This window comes from Algoriphagus kandeliae, assembly GCF_004571135.1.
Classification (GTDB): Bacteria; Bacteroidota; Bacteroidia; order Cytophagales; family Cyclobacteriaceae; genus Algoriphagus; species Algoriphagus kandeliae.
Window position 1 is genome coordinate 533,162 of record NZ_SPSB01000003.1, and the last position, 17,344, is coordinate 550,505.

Annotated in this window: 14 protein-coding genes; 3 read left to right on the plus strand and 11 right to left on the minus strand. The window is 41.8% G+C overall.

The window, feature by feature from the left end:
* Positions 1–7: 7 nt before the first annotated feature.
* The 11 genes from E4S40_RS10895 to E4S40_RS10945 form a co-directional block, all read right to left on the minus strand.
* Positions 8–2,458, minus strand: coding sequence for a poly(ethylene terephthalate) hydrolase family protein (locus tag E4S40_RS10895; protein ID WP_135073927.1), 2,451 nt, complete (start codon positions 2,456–2,458; stop codon positions 8–10).
* 166 nt (positions 2,459–2,624) lie between these two features.
* On the minus strand, positions 2,625–3,278 hold the full coding sequence (locus E4S40_RS10900) for a tetratricopeptide repeat protein (RefSeq protein ID WP_135073929.1): 654 nt from the start codon (positions 3,276–3,278) through the stop codon (positions 2,625–2,627).
* Positions 3,266–4,600: a tetratricopeptide repeat protein gene (locus E4S40_RS10905; protein WP_135073931.1), complete on the minus strand. Its 1,335-nt coding sequence runs from the start codon at positions 4,598–4,600 to the stop codon at positions 3,266–3,268. The genes E4S40_RS10900 and E4S40_RS10905 overlap by 13 nt, the downstream gene beginning before the upstream one ends.
* Positions 4,591–6,783 carry an urea transporter gene (locus tag E4S40_RS10910; RefSeq protein WP_237563178.1) on the minus strand — a complete coding sequence of 731 codons (2,193 nt, stop codon included), beginning with the start codon at positions 6,781–6,783 and terminating at the stop codon, positions 4,591–4,593. The genes E4S40_RS10905 and E4S40_RS10910 overlap by 10 nt, the downstream gene beginning before the upstream one ends.
* A 17-nt stretch (positions 6,784–6,800) precedes the next feature.
* A complete protein-coding gene (locus E4S40_RS10915) occupies positions 6,801–8,159 on the minus strand; it encodes an alanine racemase (protein WP_135073933.1) in 1,359 nt (452 codons plus the stop codon).
* Positions 8,160–8,171: 12 nt separating this feature from the next.
* Positions 8,172–9,218, minus strand: a complete 1,047-nt coding sequence (locus E4S40_RS10920; RefSeq protein ID WP_135073935.1) for an ATP-grasp domain-containing protein — start codon at positions 9,216–9,218, stop codon at positions 8,172–8,174.
* Positions 9,205–9,462 (minus strand): PqqD family protein, encoded by a 258-nt coding sequence (locus E4S40_RS10925; protein ID WP_135073937.1) that lies wholly within the window; start codon positions 9,460–9,462, stop codon positions 9,205–9,207. Before E4S40_RS10925 ends, E4S40_RS10920 begins: the two co-directional genes overlap by 14 nt.
* A gap of 139 nt (positions 9,463–9,601) precedes the next feature.
* Positions 9,602–10,420: a ZIP family metal transporter gene (locus E4S40_RS10930; RefSeq protein WP_135073939.1), complete on the minus strand. Its 819-nt coding sequence runs from the start codon at positions 10,418–10,420 to the stop codon at positions 9,602–9,604.
* Between the two features lie 22 nt (positions 10,421–10,442).
* Positions 10,443–10,655: a hypothetical protein gene (locus tag E4S40_RS10935; protein WP_135073941.1), complete on the minus strand. Its 213-nt coding sequence runs from the start codon at positions 10,653–10,655 to the stop codon at positions 10,443–10,445.
* A gap of 168 nt (positions 10,656–10,823) precedes the next feature.
* Positions 10,824–11,783 carry a DUF6695 family protein gene (locus E4S40_RS10940; RefSeq protein ID WP_135073943.1) on the minus strand — a complete coding sequence of 320 codons (960 nt, stop codon included), beginning with the start codon at positions 11,781–11,783 and terminating at the stop codon, positions 10,824–10,826.
* 30 nt (positions 11,784–11,813) lie between these two features.
* On the minus strand, positions 11,814–12,404 hold the full coding sequence (locus E4S40_RS10945) for a sterol desaturase family protein (RefSeq protein WP_135073945.1): 591 nt from the start codon (positions 12,402–12,404) through the stop codon (positions 11,814–11,816).
* 239 nt (positions 12,405–12,643) lie between these two features.
* Here E4S40_RS10945 and E4S40_RS10950 point away from each other — a divergent pair, with 239 nt between their 5' ends.
* From E4S40_RS10950 to katG, 3 genes are all read left to right on the plus strand, one after another.
* Complete coding sequence (locus E4S40_RS10950) at positions 12,644–13,132, plus strand: DoxX family membrane protein (RefSeq protein WP_135073947.1); 489 nt, start codon at positions 12,644–12,646, stop codon at positions 13,130–13,132.
* 13 nt (positions 13,133–13,145) lie between these two features.
* A complete protein-coding gene (locus tag E4S40_RS10955; RefSeq protein WP_135073949.1) occupies positions 13,146–14,774 on the plus strand; it encodes a Gfo/Idh/MocA family protein in 1,629 nt (542 codons plus the stop codon).
* Positions 14,775–15,057: 283 nt separating this feature from the next.
* Positions 15,058–17,337: a catalase/peroxidase HPI gene (gene katG, locus E4S40_RS10960; protein ID WP_135073951.1), complete on the plus strand. Its 2,280-nt coding sequence runs from the start codon at positions 15,058–15,060 to the stop codon at positions 17,335–17,337.
* Positions 17,338–17,344: the final 7 nt, after the last annotated feature.

Consider the following 17,344-nt stretch of genomic DNA (forward strand, 5'->3'; position numbering starts at 1 on the left):
GCTATCTCTATTCAAAGGATATGCTCTCCAAATTCTTCATAATCCCAACCTTATCTAATACAATCACTCCTACCTCCGATTGGTCGAAAATGAAGCGAATTTGATTCAAATTTTCGGGCTGAAAGGCTGGATTGAGGGCTCTGAGCTTTTGAAGATCAAACTGGTACAATTGGAAAACACTTTCCGTTTCGTCCTTATCATCCAAAAATTGGATTTTCATTACCCTAGACTTAATCAGTCGCTGCAAAGGTGAAAACTCGCTCAATAAAAAAGTTAAACGTTCACCTTGTTGATCGGTCAATTCTATGGTAAAATCAATTGGAGAAAGAGGCTTTTCTTCTTTGCTTTCCTTTTCCTCCTCTTTATTTTCTGATTCTTCGACTTGCTCCTCATCAACCTCGTTCTCTCCTACTGATTCATTCTCAAGTTCTTCTTCATTGGATTCATTCTTTTTGATCCACTTTCCACTCTTTTTTGGGTTGGAGCTTTCATTAGACTCAGCCAAGGAAAAAATCAAAACCGAACTAGAATCCGGTCTAAAGGTATTCTGTCCCAAACTTATCGTGTAGCTAGCTCTAACCGAATCCGACAATTGTGGCTTTGGACCTGATTCCCAATTCACACTATCCCCTCCAAATTCATCGTAATTCCATCCTAGAAAAAGGGCTCGCGTTCCTTTCAGACCATATTTTGGTATGACCTCTCCTTCTCTCCAAACAGTTAGATTCTCGCCTTTTGCTTTTCCTTCTTCAGTTAAACTGACCACATCAAAATCCTCATCAAAATTTGCCCAAAATTGACTCTTCGAATCTTCAAATTGACTGAGATAAATAGTCTCTGGAAGCCAATGACGGCCTTTTCGGGCATCTGCAAAAAGTGGCAAATAGTCTTCTTTTTTGAATAGGGTTGTTTCTAAAAAGGCACTGATATACACTTTAGCAATTTGCTCCTGCTCAGCTTCATCCATCAGTTGGTTTTTATTTAAAATTCCTGAAAATGTGGCCAACACATCATTATCTCCCCACCTGGTATTAAACTGTCCATGATTTGCCCCGGCAATGTAAATCCCAGCTTTAAAGCGATATGCAGAATCAGTAAAAGAAACACGCTCATATTGCTTAGCCGCATCGAAGGACTCTACATCCGCATCCTGAGCTCCATGTATCCCCAAATAGCTAACATTTTCAATTTTGGTAAGGCTATTTCCTGGCTTATACTGTCCATCAACAGGAGCTATAGCTATGACAGACTGAATATCAAAATGGTAACCCAAAGGAATGCTCGCATCATCAGGATAAAAGTCCAATTGGTTGAGCATGGCTGCATGACCAACTGCCTCTCCCCCTCTGGAGTGACCAATCAAAGCCAATTTATCCATAGCGATTTGACCGGAAAGTTCATGCTGGGCATCTTCATTCCAAGCCTTCCACTGCTTCAGGTGTTCCAAAAGCAACCAAGCCCGGGCGTCATTTTCTCTTTCCAAGCCTTCCGGGATATCAGACCAAGATCCATTGATGAAATTCTCATCTACTGACACCAAAATTATTCCTCTCGAAGCTAAAAGTTCTCCTAGATAGGCATATCCGGGATCGGAGAAATCCTGCATGGGATGGTTACCATGAACAATCAAAACCAATGGAAAAGGTCCTTCACCTTTAGGCTTCCAAACCCGTCCATTTAAGGGCAACTCCCGATAATCAAATCCCCAAAAATGGGTTCTATACTTCCCGGAAAGTCCTTCCCAATGATCTAAGAATGCAGTACCATCCACGGAAGAAGTTTCGTACCGAACACCTTCAGCATATTCCTCTCTTCGAATATCTTTTCCAGAGCCATAGGTGAAATAATCCACTTCGAAGGAACCTGGGTTCGCTGGTGAATCTCCTTTGAGTAAGGGGATTTTATCCTCCGACAGTTTCGCAGCATTAATCACGGGTCTCATCTCCAAGCCCCGGATGGAAAGGAAGTATAGAAAAACCCCCACTCCTACAAGCCCTAGAGCAAATCCTAGAATCCCTACCACTTTTTTGGGAGTAGTCAAACGCTTGAAATGCCCATTTCTAAACAAGGAAATTCCCGCCCCTACTAGTGAAAAAACAACTACTAAATAAAAGACTAACCGTTCATCTTGAAGCCTTACTACAAAAAGAAGCGGAATTGTTAGAAATAAAGCGATTTTATAGGGCCTTGGAATCTCATAAAACTGCTTTACTAGCCAAACACTCAAATAGGACCCCAAGAGAGCAAGTAAAACAATCACTGCTCCCAAGGCCATAATCCAAGGATCTTTAAAGTTTATGGTCGTCCCTAATACCTCGATTACAAAAAGGATAACCGAGCCGATGATTAATCCGACTGCAGCCCCTTTTACAGAAAATAATCCAGGTTTAATTTTTAGGAGTTTCTTACCAAGCCAGGTTTTTAATCTTAAAAAATAGGTTTTCAGGGTATGCTTCATGGAAAAAAGAGGGTTAATTAAGTACTTGAAACAAAGGAAATTGAATAAACTCTTGCTGAAATAGGGTAATTTTTTGAGCAAAAGCAACTCTCTTCCAAAAAGCCAAAAAAATATCCTAACCCTTTAAGGCCTCAGGCTTAACTAACAAAATTCTTTCTTTACTCCTTTACTTCAACAAGGCCAAGCCCTCCTTTGCGGAAGCATCTCCCGGATTGTTGAGCAAAACTTTTTGAAATAATACTTTCGCTTCCCTGCTTTTTTGAAGCTGGAGTTTATTCCAAGCTAACAGCAAAAGCCCATCATAATCGAAAGGATACAGATTGACTACCTTTTCCAAATAAGGGTCAGCCTTGTCAAAATTTCCCCGATTGTAATAAATCAACCCGAGTCGGTAGTTTACCAAGGAATTTTGCGGATCAATTTGTAGGATTTTGAGGTAGGTTTCCTCCACTTCAGCCCACATTCCCTGTACTGAAAGAGGAAGAACTAAACCCATTTTTGGCTCGATCGCATAAGGCTTGAGTCTTACTGCCTTTTGGTAGGATTCTATTGATTCTGCCAATTGACCCGCTTGGTACTGTAACCAACCTAAGCGAAGATTAATCTCATAGGAATCTGCTTGATACTGGGCTTGAAGCGCCTTGATTGCACCGGAAAAGTCACCCGAATTTTCCAGGGAATAACTTTTCTGAAAAGCCTGCTCTAGATTTTCTTGAGCCCAAACCATTCCTAAGAATCCGAGAAAGAAAACCCAAAAAAGGGATATCCTCTTTAAATCCAGGAAAACGCGGATTTTTCTGAGTGTTGTTAAAATTTCCATGACAGTATTGCGGTTAGGGATTGATGTTGATAAGATTTTAGATTTTGATCTGCGGACAAAGGATCGGATTGGAATCGGCTACTATTCGAGAAATGAGTAAAATCCACTGTCAACTTCCAGTTGGTTTGAGGAAGAAAAATCAGTCTTCCTCCCCATCGTTGGTCGATTTGGTCCAATCGATTGAATACCACCACTCCTTGTTTGATAATGTAATTTTCAAGCTCCCCAAAAGTCCCATAGCCTTCTATCCAAAGAAAATTGGTCAGCTTGACTCCAATTTCCTGATTGAAAATCAATCGACTGGTAGAAGGAGCTTCACCTAATTTTTGATTTTGAAAACTTAGAACGGAGTAGGTGTAAAAATTCAGATTACCCATAGGGAAAAAGGTGAGCTGAAGATCTGATTGGAACTGCTGACCTCCGTTGATTTGTCCCGTGTAAATAGTGGCTCCGAGATCCAGGAAGCGGAGATTTTTAGAAATTCCACCAAATACCAACCAATCAAATTCCTGCATTCTTTCAGTTTGGATTTGTGTCTGAGGACTATTTCCAATGGATTGAACTCGAAGAGAATCATAGGAAATAAAAAGGGCATGTCCTCCAAAAGTCAAATGAACACCCTTTCCTAAATAATAACCGACACTTGCCAAATATTGGAAACTTGTAGACTTATTCGTGGAAGTCTGAATGGAAAGGCCTTCTGCTTGAGAATAAAAAAATTGAGTCGCTTGCAAATAGCTAACACCTTGATATAGTGTCATTCTTGGACTCAACTGAAAATCCAAACCCAAAAATCCGTAATGGTGAAATTGTGGAATAATCTGATAACCCGAAGCTTGTTGATCAGCTGGCCCGGTGAAATCATCCAAGACACGTTGATCCAAAAAACCCGTGTAATTATAGGCTAAATCCAAACCTTGAAGAGCGCTGACTTTTTCCGTGATAGTCCGCTTTTTAAGCTCGGTAGAAAATCCTTTTGCAAGCAAGCGAGCTTGGGATTTCCTTCCCGACCAGAGGTAGGAATAGTATAAATATTCCTCCACAAACGCTTCTTGACTTACTTCCCTCGCTTTTTCAAAATGACTGGCAGCCTCTTGGTAATTTTCTCGCTCAAAAAAAGCTATCCCCAAGCGGACCCGGAGGTAATAAAAGTCAATACCTTGATCGAGTGCCTCAGTTCCCACCCGAATCAAACCATCCCAATCCTTATTTAGAAAGAGCGAATAAGTTTCCGCATCTATTTGGGATAAGCTATGCTTTTCCTGAGCTTGGATTCCCTCAAAAAAGCCTAGCATGATCAATATTGAAAGTATCAGTCGCATTCGCATACCGCTTTAATGTTTTGTGAGCCCCTTTCAAATTCAAAGGATTGTATTCCTCCCCTATCAATGACAAATTCAAATCGGGAGGTTTCTACAGTTTTCCCAAAAGAAGACTTACAGATAGCCCCTTTTAGAACGAGTGCTTTTTTGGAAAAACCCCTATTGTTGGCGGGATATTCCAATTCATATTCGGCTCGCAGATATTCATAAAATGGAGCCAGAAAATCCTGAAGGAAAATGCGTCTAGGATTGAAAATCTGGTTAATCGGAAAGGTGTCTTTTAATTTTAACCCAGGTGTAAACCCGAAGCTTACTTTATAAGCAGAGAGATAAAACAGGTACAACAGGGATTTCCTTTTCCCTTCAAAATGAGTGAAATGAAGCATCAAATCATCCACTTTGAAATAAGCCTTGGACTTGGTCCTTTGGCAATAGAGATATTTATTTAGAAAATAATCTCGCTTAACTTCCCAAACTTCCTCTCCTTCAAAGGTTTTGAAGCGAATAGTTTCACCCACTACAAAAGCAAAGGCTTTTTTCATTTCAGGTTGGGCGGTCAGCGTGGATACCACGGAGTTTTTGGGAGGATTGGAATTGGACTGAAGTTCTTCCTTGCCCTTATATCGCACCAATACATCTGAAATAGGATAGTCAATAGTGCTTGAACCAATGTAGGGACTGGCTTGAATTTGAAAATGCAAATGAGGATAGGGTGAGTTTCCGGAATTCCCGCACTTCCCTACCACCTGTCCTTTTTCAACAGTATCTCCCGGTTTGACAGGGATAGAGCCTTTTTTCAAATGAGAAAGCTTGGAATACAAAAACTCCCCATGCTTGATAATGACTGTATTTCCCCAATTTTCCTCCAGATTCCGAGTGCCAATGATATTATCTTCTATCTCATTGACCACCTTTTCGACCACTCCTTTGGCAGGGGCCAAAATATTCTTGTCAAAGCAATAATAATCCGACGAGTAATCCCCTTCGTTTCGATAAGTTCTGCCTTCCTCATCCCTAATTTCAAAATCCCAGGCATGCCGCCAATCATCCTTGTGGGTGTACTGTCCATTATGCCCTTGAGTCACAGTCCATTCTCCAAAAAATGGCAAATAGATAGGAATTGGACTGTTTTTACCAAATCGCCTCATGAAATTATTGAAGGAATAGAGGTTCTTTTCAGGAGCATTTTGTTGCCAAAATATCGTACTCAAGCCTGCCCGATTATCCACTCGGAATTTCAAGGTGTAAAGCGTAATTAGCGTCACTACGTTGAATGGGAAAGAATGAACAGGGAGATAGAGGGGGTCCAAAACTTGCTGTAGCGAAACGGTCATCAAAACAGCCAAGGGGATGATCAAAAGTAGCTGTATATAGCTACTTCGACTTGGAATAATAAAGTAACCCCCCAAGGCGATAGCGGTCAGGATGTAGTTAAATCCGATGTAACTGAAAGCGACTTCCGAGAAAGGAATTCCCAAAATGGAATAAAACAGGTAAGCGATATAAAATCCTACCAAGGAAAGCATGAAAGCAATGCGTGAGTAAATCAACAGTCCCAATGCAGCCACTAGACCTGCTAGCAAGGTTTGCTGAAAAAAAATGGCCCCCAAGGATAGAAAATAAGAGTGAAAAGACTCCGGCATTCCTAAATGTTGTACCCATTCATAAAATTCGATCAGGGGTTTGCCTCCAAGAGTATACAATTCATTCAACACATAAACACCCCGCTCACTGAGTCCCAAATCGGCAAACTGCCGAGCTGCCAATCGAAACATCCAGAAAATCAGGATAAAGGGAAGGCTAAGAAAAGGAAGTCCATATTTCCCCAAAACTCCCTCCAAGGTCACGGAAAGAAAGACGGACAAGATCCCGGAAAGTAAAACCAACAAGAAAAGAATTTGACTGGGTTCAAAGTAAATCCCTAAGCCTATGCCAACAAGCAAGGCGTTGAATCCATAAAAACCTTTTCGAATTAAGGTTTCCTCAAATCCTAGAACTTTTGCAGTAAGCATTGCGGCACTTACTGCCAATATACCGGAAAGCCCAACAAAAAGATCAATGAAAGTAACAAGGAGCAAAGCAATCCCAAATCCCTTATTATCAGAGAAAAAGACTTGTGCGTAGCTATTTGAAACGGCTACCCCAAACCATTCGAGTTGCTTGATGAGTACCTTGACTTTCAAAACATTGCGGAATAAGATTAGAGATCAAAATCTTTCAAATGATCGGGGGTCAACTCTTGGGAGTTGAATGTTTCCAAACTTTCCTTTTTGCGAATCACATGCGGTTTTCCCTCCTTATCCAACAAAATGACTGTAGGACGAAATGTGATGAATTGCATCCATTGAGTCATATTGTAGGCACCAACCCGACGAACCACAAATCGATCTCCTTTTTTGAGTAATGGGAACATCATATTTGATCGGATCACATCGATATTCATGCAAAGCGGCCCGAAGATGGTGGTGTCCTCTGACTGATCCGAAACAGGCGCTACTGGTCGGATATCATGATCATACCAAAATGAGGTAAACAACAAATTGACCCCGGCATCTATAATGGTGGCACGCCTTCCATCTGACAATCGCTTGGTAGCCAAGACTGTCCCTGCCAGATATCCCGCATCATCGATCAGAGCTCTACCTGTCTCCAAAATCAACATGGGTAAATGGTCAGGTTTGATATCTGAAGACATGAGAGCCGAAGTAATAGCTTCCGCAAAATCATCGAATGAAGGAGCTGTATCCGTACCGGGATAATAAGCTCCTTTCAGGGTATTTTTAGAAGCAAAGCCACCTCCCATATCGATGTATTGAATGAGGTGTCCGTATTTTCGTTCCAGTTTTACGGCCAAACTCGCCAATTTGGTGGCTGCGATTCGATAAGCATCCGTACTTAGCATATAGGTGCCGATATGCGTATGAAGGCCTACCAAATCCAACCTCTCGCTGCTCATGATTCGAGTAAGCGCATCTCCGGCTTCTCCATTTTCGAAATTAAACCCGAAGCGATCCCAAAGGGGGTAAATTCCTGTATCCAAATTAACTCGGATAGCAACTTTGGGCCTTTCCTCCATTTCCTTACTTAAATGGATGACATCATACAGTTCATCGAAGTGATCGATGTGAATGAGTGATTGATGTTGAATGGCCATCTTCAAATCCTCTCGGGATTTATCTGGGCCATTGAAAATGATCAACTCACCGGGGACTCCATTAGCTAAGGCTTTTTGAAACTCAAAACCAGAAACAACTTCAGCCCAGGCTCCCTCTTGATGGAAAATATTGCAAACCGCGTTCAGGTAATTGGTTTTGTAAGACCAAGAAAACTGCACTTTAGGATAGCGGGAACTAAAGGCACGATAAGCTTCCCGATAGGTTTTTCGAATGGTTTGCTCGGAGAGAATAAATAAAGGCGAACCAAACTCCTGCAGCAAGGATTCGATAGATACTCCGTCAATTTGACTCAAAGGTTCCAGCCTTCGAGGCATTCCATATTTACTTGGCAAACCGGCATTGATCCGCTGAATAATCGGTCGCTCAAAAGTTAGCTTACTCATGGTTGTAGAATATTAGAGCTCCCCTTTTGTGGAGAATTGTTCAAATGATTTCAAATCACAAATCATATCGTAGGAATAGCGGATAAATAGCTTCCCAACGGCATAATCATGAAAGGGCTTAACCTCTTGCCCCAAAGCCAGCGAGACCAAAGCCTCCGGTAAATTCTGCCCGGCAGCAACTGCCAGATACACCCAAGCAGGCAATCGAGGGTTGATCTCTATAAGGTATAATTCCTCCTTAGCAGTCCGAATCAACTCCAATTCCATTCCTCCTCGCCATCGTGTTTGAGAGATTATTTTGTCGGTCAACTTCATCATTTCCGGATCCTGAAGCGTAATTCCTCCCCAGGCTTTTCCTTTATCAGTGATGTAAGTTTTGCGCATCGGTACCGCACCCACTGTATTTCCTCTGCCATCACCCATAGCCACCACATTGACTTCTGTCCCTTTCACAAATTGCTGAATCACGATGGGAAGGCCCCATTTTGCTGCGATTTTGTTGAAATAGATAGAAACCTGTTCACGGTCATAAGCGATATAGGCATCATAAAATTTCCCTTTGACCACCACCGGGTAATCAAACTTTTCCTCAATCCCTAACCATTCCTGAAAACTCAAAATCGGCTCACTAAAAGGCACTTTAACTCCATATTTTTTCCCGTATTCCGGTAAATTGGACTTATGTCTTTCTTCAAATTGCTGTAGAGTTGGCAGAAAAGTCCGGATTCCCATTTCCTGAAGAATCTTTTCCGACTTCATCACGGTAAATAGCTCCGAGTCAAAATTGGGCACCAATACCTGAATATTCTCCTGCTCATGGATATACCGGATTCGTTCTAAAAATGGCTCTACCCCATCCGAAGGGTATGGAACCTTGTAGGTTTTATCCACTAATTCATGCATATAGATTCCTGGCTCCAAATTCTCATAAGCAAGCCCCACCACCCGAACATCAAATCGTCTGGATTCTTTCAAGCCCCGAATGACAGGAATCCCGGGTCCCGGACTATCGATATTGTTCAATCCGGATAGGGCAACGGTGACCTTATTCTTCTCCATGATGCACGAATAAGTTCATTTGCTTTAGGGTAGCTACAAAGTCGTAGTAGTAGCGTTCGAAGCTCTCGGGATCGACTTCATATTTTTCTGAGAGAATCTTCAAAATTTCTGGAAAGTCCTTCCCGGCTTGAATTAATTGGACAATCTCCAATCCCGTAGCATTGAGAGAAAAGGAATCCCCAGTCCCTGCATCAAAGACAAATCCGGATTCACTAATTGCGACATTACTCTTTAGTTTGAGCATGGCTTCTGAGGTTTTTTTCACCTGAAATCCATAGAAAGTAAGTCAATAACAAAAGGAATTACTATGATAAATATCACTCAGCTTTAAGATAAAAATGAGCTAAAACTGCTCTAGAAAAAAGGAAGTTTTTGTTGGAAATTTATCCCAATGCCACGTCCAACATCATCATTGTTGCAAAGCCTACCATGGCTCCTATGGTAGAAAGATCTGTTTCATTTCCTTGTTGGGATTCTGGGATCAATTCTTCTATAACTACAAAAATCATTGCTCCTGCGGCGAAAGCTAGGGCGTAAGGGAGAAGATGTGACATACTCACGACCATAATGGCTCCCAACACTCCGGCTATGGGCTCCACAATACCCGATAATTGACCATAGAAAAAGGCTTTTCTCCTCGAAAACCCTTCTCGTCTCAAAGGGACTGAAACAGCCGTTCCTTCAGGGAAATTTTGAAGACCAATTCCAATAGCCAGAAGAATGGCACCCGTAAGAATATTAGGATCTTGGCTGACTCCATAGGCTCCAAATGCAACCCCAACTGCCAATCCTTCAGGGATATTATGGAGCGTAATAGCCAAAATCAATAAGACACTTCGCTGCCAAGAGGTTCGAATTCCTTCCGCTTTGGATAGGGGTAGACTTTGATGCAAGTGAGGTAAAATCTTATCGATCAAAAGCAAAAATGCACCTCCTGACAAAAATCCAACGGTCGCTGGAAACCAAGCAAATCCCGGATCTTCTTGGGCTACTAATTCTATGGCGGGCGATAGCAAGGACCAAAAACTTGCCGCAATCATCACTCCAGCTGTAAATCCCAACATGAGATTCATGACTCTGCGATGAATATCCTTAAAGAAAAACACCAAAGCAGCGCCAGCCATGGTCACTCCCCAAGTAAACAAGGTCGCCAATAAGGCAAGAAGGATAGGATCCTCAATTTTGAGCCAACTTATATCCATAAGGAATTCTATTCTGCTGGAATCAACTCATTCCATGTTCCTTCAACTCCTCCTTCAGAAGAGTTTTGAGGCTTTCAAGGTAGTCTGCCAAAACTTCCTGATCGATTTTTGGATTCTTTTCGGATGGAATCGTGATGGGATTTTCATTCAGCTTTTTGTAAAGCTCTGGGAAGTTGTTCTCGATATTGGTTGTCAATTGCATTATTTCCCGAAGCAGGCTTTGAATAGTTCTCATGGCTTTGAAATTTTTGGTTTGCCTCATTTTCAACTGCTAATCACAAAATGATCATCTTGGATTGATCTAAACTAGGCAGATTCTTCAAGGATTCTTCTGATAAATATCAGCTAATCAGCTGATTTGGGCATTCCATTGGTCTCGACTTTTTCCTTTTGAATTGATAGTCTACGAGATTCTTTGGAATACAAGCCTTTTTCCACTCTGAATCAAACTCACCTGACTACAATGAGATAAATGGGTGAATTCGTATGGTTGTTCCGGATCAAAAACATCATCGGTAATGGATTTGAATTCCCCTGTACATTCCTCCACTCCTTCAGGAGAAAAGCGAGTTATTCGAAAGCCCTCCTCTCCCATTTCCAAGCAAAACCAAGATCCGGCAACCTCCCCGGCTAACCATTGACTTTGTATTGGGATATTTTTTGGTTTTGGAGGTTCGGGTAGCGTTCCATGTACCGTTTCCCAGGTGTAAGCTGTTTTGCTGTGATACTTTCCTACTGGAATTTTTTCTCCTTCAGAACTGACAACCAATTTATTTTTCAACAAATCCACATTGGTAATAGGCATAGGTTTTAAATGCCAGAGGTAATTCAATAACACCTGATTTAAACCCGAAAGCTTTGGACTTCCTGCAAGAATTCCCGAGCGAACAAAACGACAACAATTAGTTCCGTCAATTGTAAATGGCCCAAATGGAATTGATCCCAGGCTTTGCATTGCCTTTACTTTTTCGAATGCTCTATCAAAATTGATTTCACAATAGGATGCCATTAAAGGCCCCATTCCAAAAGTCCAAGGGTTTCTTTGAATCTCTTGGAGAATATCCTGAAAATTTTGAATGTTGCCATTCTCCCAAATGGCTTTAGTGCGAATCGACAAAACCGAGTCGGTGGATTCATCCCGAATCCGTCCATATTGATAAGGAGCATGGTAACGACCACAATCAAAATACCTACAAATCCCATCCTCTTTGTGAAATAAAACCAAAGAAGCATGACCAACTTGGTAATGAAAGTCTTTGTTGAAGCCAAGAAAAGTCATAGGCTTATCATACCAAGTCCCGGTCTGCTTTCCTACAAATTCAGGCCAGGCAATAGCGATAGCAACTCCATTTTGAACACTCATTTGATCAATTTTTGGTTAAGCGCTTAACAATCATGGTAAAGTCCTGAAGACCCAATCCCAAAATGGAGTAGTTACCCCATAGGCTTTATTTTCATCTACATGGTGATGAATATGATGATTTCTCCAAAGTACTTTCAAGCTGTTTTTTGGAGGTTTCCGAGTATGGATCCAATAATGAATAAGTAGATATAATGCATAGCCTGAAATGAATCCAGGAAAAAACCCATAGGCCAAGGAGCCGATTAGGAATTTGAATAGGAAAAACACTACTAAAGAAACTCCTAATGCCAAAGGCATGGGTAGGGTTAGGCGTTCCCGGTCAGAAGGAATATCATGATGGATACCATGCAATTTTGACTGCCAATTTTTCCCCTCTCTATAATTACCAGCATGAAAAACATAGCGATGAATCAAATATTCAAAAAATGAGAAGGCAAATAGCCCAACAAATACCAAAAGGATTTGAAGGCCTAGTGGCACCAATCGAAAATAAACTCCATAAAGAAATATGATCAGTGCCAATCCGAATAAAGAAGCGATAACTGCAATCGCATTGGATCTGGAAAATCGCTCTAAAAAAGGATTTTCAAATAGTTGTTTACTTGAATTTGCTGCCTTCATAGTGATTGGGAAAAAGACATCATCCTTTAGGAAATTTAAAACTACTTTTTGAAAAGATTCAAATAGAGAAATAAAATTTTTTTAATATCACCAATCACAAAATTTGATAACAGAAAACCCAAAAACATCCAAACCTCAACTCTTCCCGACAAACCTCATCCCATTCAATGACTTTCCTCATGATTTTTTTAAGGGTTATGCCGTATCATCGTTCATTCAATAATCAAAAACCAGAAGCTATGTCGCAACCTCAGCCCTTATCTTCAGCCCAAACCACCGCTTTGGTGTTGTTAAGGCTATTAGTGGGATGGCATTTTCTCTATGAAGGTGTCATCAAACTTTATACACCCTCATGGACAGCCAAAGGCTACCTGCTCAGTGCTACTTATATGGAATCTTTGTTCCATTGGCTTGGCAGTGATTCCATGATTTCCATTGTGGATACTCTCAATGTTGCTACCCTCATCTTTGTGGGTGCAGCACTGGTTTTAGGTTTTCGAACCAAACTGGCAAGTATTCTTGGAATCGGCCTTTTGTTACTTTATTTCTTTGCACATCCGCCATTTCCCGGACATCCGCAAGGAGCTACCGAAGGAAGCTATTGGATCGTGAATAAAAACCTCATCGAGGCAGTAGCACTTCTTGTCGTTTACCTTTTCCCAACTTCCCTGACTTTTGGTTTGGAAAGGTTATTCCACAAAAAAGAAATCCAAACCCAATCCCACTAAACCCAGCAAGCTCATGTCAACAGATAAAAAACTATTCAGCGGATTTACCCGACGAGACTGGTTAAAAAGTCTGGCAGGCCTTCCCATCTTAGGATCGGTTTGGGCAGCCGGATTGGATACGACCAAAAAATCCAAACTCGAAAAAGAACTTCTTCTTGAAAGACTAAATATAAAAGCAAGTCCTCCACCACCTTCGGGATCCATGGCAGGTGACCCGGTTCGAGTAGGATTGATAGGTTTTGGTATTCGAGGCGAACAGCTCATGAGGGCTTTGGGATTTGCCACCCAAGAATGGATGGAAGCGATGGCTAAATCCAGTCAGGAGAATCCAAATGATACGCGATTGGAGGATTTTAAAGCCCAAGAAAACCTCAATGTAAAATTGACGGGTATCTGCGACATTTTTGATGTCCGGGCAGAGAATGCCCTTCGCTCCTTCAATACCCCTGACAATCCATGTAAGCGGTACAATAGTTACTTGGATTTAATCCATAGCGGGGATGTAGATGCTGTGATTATTGCTGCTCCTGACCATTGGCATGCTCCGATGGCACAGGCTGCAGTGGAGGCAGGTGTCCATGTGTATGTGGAAAAGCCCATGACACATACCATTTCCGAAACCTACCTGCTACGGGATGCTGTCAGGAGAAATCCAGGAACAGTCTTGGCAGTGGGACACCAGCATCGACAAACCTTAAGCTTCTTGACTGCCCAAGATGCTATTGCTAAAAATACGCTGGGTCATGTTTCTTTGGTAGTAACCAACACCAACAGAAATGATGACAATGGTGCTTGGCAATATCCGATTCATCCCGATGCAAATACGGAAACGATTGACTGGAATGCTTTCTTAGGCAATGCCCCGTATGAGCCATTTAATAAGGAACATTTCTTCCGTTGGAGAAAATGGTGGGCTTACGGTTCAGGATTATCCGGAGATCTTTTGACTCATGATTATGACCGAATAAACTGTGTCTTAAACATGGGAATTCCGAAATATGTGACCGCATCGGGAGGTATTTACACTCACCGAGACGGCCGAAATGTTCCGGATGTCATGCAAGTCAATATGGACTTCCCGGATTTCAGCACAGGATCGAGCCAAGAAAGCGGTAAGGAACAAGGAATGACTTTGGTTTACAGTGCAACCCTTGGAAATCAATTTGACCGAGGCACTGTATTAATGGGGCATGATGCAAGTATGGAACTTGGAAACATCCTGACCATCTACGCCGATCCTCGATCAACCCAGTACAAGGATATGATTCAGGAAGGTAGAATTGATCCTTCTGTCCCAATCTATCAATATGACCCAAGTGCCGATGGAGTGGATGCAGTAACTTCCGCCACAGCGAAGTACTTCGCCAACAAAGGCCTACTTTGGACATACCGAGATGGAAAACGAGTGGATTCTACCTTCCTGCATATTCGAGAATGGCTCAGCTGTATCAGAAATGGTGGGAATCCAAGTTGCGGAATCAATGAAGGTTTCGAAGAAGCTATCACCGCTCACATGGCAGGATTATCCTATAAAATTGGTAGAAGAATCGAATGGGATGCCGAAAACGAACAAGTGATTGCGCTTCCAGGTGAGGATTTAGACGCCATTTTATTGGATAATTCCGTCAACTACCAATCATAATCATTTATGGTTTAAAATGAAAAAGAGGCTGTCCATTGGATAGCCTCTTTTTTGTTAGTCTTTTTTGACGCTAGGAAATTCGATTGAATTCAAACTCAAAATTCATTTCAACTGATTTTTGTCAGAAAAAGTCATCATAAAAACACTCGAATAAATATCAAACCATTGATTATCAATTTTTTAAGGAACTTCTAAAACAAATATCATAAGCCTTATAGAAACTATCTATTTCTTCAAGGATTTAATAGGCTTTAACTTCGAGTTAAAATCAAACAACAAAACCATGTTAAAACGAATCCTTGCACTAGCGTTGATTTTGGGTTCACTTACTTCTGTCAATGCTCAAGAGAAGTATACAGAAGGAGCCCCTGTGGATGCCTATACCGGTGCCACTAAAAAGAGCAGCACAGCGATGCGAGCTACCAGTAATACCGATTGGTGGCCGAATCAATTGAATCTTTCGATTCTTCGACAAAACTCCGAGTTATCTAATCCAATGGACCCTGATTTTGATTACATCAAGGCCTTCAACAGCTTGGAATATGAAGCATTGAAAAGTGATTTGAGAGCCTTGATGACAGATTCTCAAGACTGGTGGCCAGCTGATTTTGGACACTATGGAGGTTTGTTTATCCGAATGGCTTGGCACAGTGCCGGCACCTACCGATCCGGAGATGGTCGTGGCGGGTCTAGATCTGGTCAGCAGCGTTTTGCTCCATTGAACTCCTGGCCTGACAATGCTAACCTAGACAAAGCTCGACGCTTGTTATGGCCTATCAAACAGAAATACGGAGACAAAATCTCTTGGGCTGACTTGATGGTTTTGACAGGAAACGTTGCTTTGGAATCAATGGGATTTGAAACCTATGGATTTGCTGGAGGTCGTGAAGATGTTTACGAACCTGAATTGGATGTTTATTGGGGAGCTGAAGGAAAATGGCTGGATGATTCAAAGCGTTATTCCGAAGGCAGAAAATTGGAGAATCCATTGGCAGCTGTTCAAATGGGTCTGATCTATGTAAACCCAGAAGGACCAAATGGAAACCCTGACCCGGTTTTAGCAGCTCATGATATCCGTGAGACTTTCGGAAGAATGGGTATGAATGATGAGGAGACCGTTGCATTGATTGCTGGAGGTCACACTTTGGGTAAGACTCACGGTGCTGGTCCTGCTGACAATGTAGGTCCGGAGCCTGAAGCAGCTCCTATCGAAGAGCAAGGCTTAGGTTGGAAAAGCTCCTACAAATCCGGAAAAGGTGCTGATGCAATCACGTCTGGTTTGGAAGTAATTTGGACCCTTACTCCCACTGAGTGGAGCCAAGGTTTCTTCAAGAGCTTATTCGAAAACGAGTGGGAATTAACCAAAAGCCCGGCAGGTGCACATCAATGGGTTGCTAAAAACCCTGAGGTATTGTATCCAGATGCTTTTGACTCTACCAAAAAGCATAAGCCTACCATGTTGACTACTGACCTTTCTATGAGATTTGATCCGGTTTACGAAAAAATCTCAAGAAGATTCTACGAAAATCCCGAGGAGTTCAACAAGGCATTTGCAAAAGCTTGGTTCAAATTGACTCACCGAGACATGGGACCAAAAACAACTTACTTAGGTCCCGAAGCACCAACTGAAGATTTGATCTGGCAAGATCCAATTCCTGCTTTGAACCATGAAGTGGTAAATGCTCAGGATATTGAAAAGCTAAAATCAGAAATACTAAATTCTGGTTTGAGCATTTCTGAATTAGTGACCACGGCTTGGGCCTCAGCTTCTACCTACAGACACTCTGATCGTAGAGGTGGTGCTAATGGTGCCAGAATCATGCTTGCTCCTCAGCGAAATTGGGAAGTAAATAATCCCGCTCAATTGAATAAGGTTCTTGGTGTATTGGAAGGAATCCAAACCAAATTCAACAGCGCTCAGTCTGGAAATAAAAAAGTCTCTATGGCAGACTTGATCGTTCTTGCCGGAACTGCCGCCGTAGAAAAAGCAGCTCACAATGCTGGATATACAGATGTAGAAGTTGAATTTACTCCAGGTAGAATGGATGCATTGCAGGAGCAAACGGATGTTCAATCTTTCAACTTGCTAGAGCCAATGGCTGATGGTTTCAGAAACTACCTGAAAACTCAATACACCCTTTCCACTGAGGAATTGCTGGTTGACAAAGCCCAGCTATTGAGATTAACTGCTCCTGAAATGACAGTTTTGGTAGGTGGAATGCGAGCACTTCATGCAAATTATGACGGTTCCAATCATGGAATTTTCACCGACAAGCAGGATCAGTTGACCAATGATTTCTTTGTGAACTTATTGGATATGAGCACTGAATGGAAGGCTGTAGACGATACCAAAGAAATCTTTGAAGGTCGTGACAGAAAAACTGGTGAAGTGAAATACACAGCTACTCGTGCAGACTTGATTTTCGGTTCCAACTCTGAATTGAGAGCATTAGCTGAGGTTTATGGACAGTTCGATAATGAAGAAAAATTCGTCCATGACTTTGTAAATGCTTGGACAAAGGTGATGAACCTAGATCGATTTGATTTGACTTATCAGAAATAAAATTCCA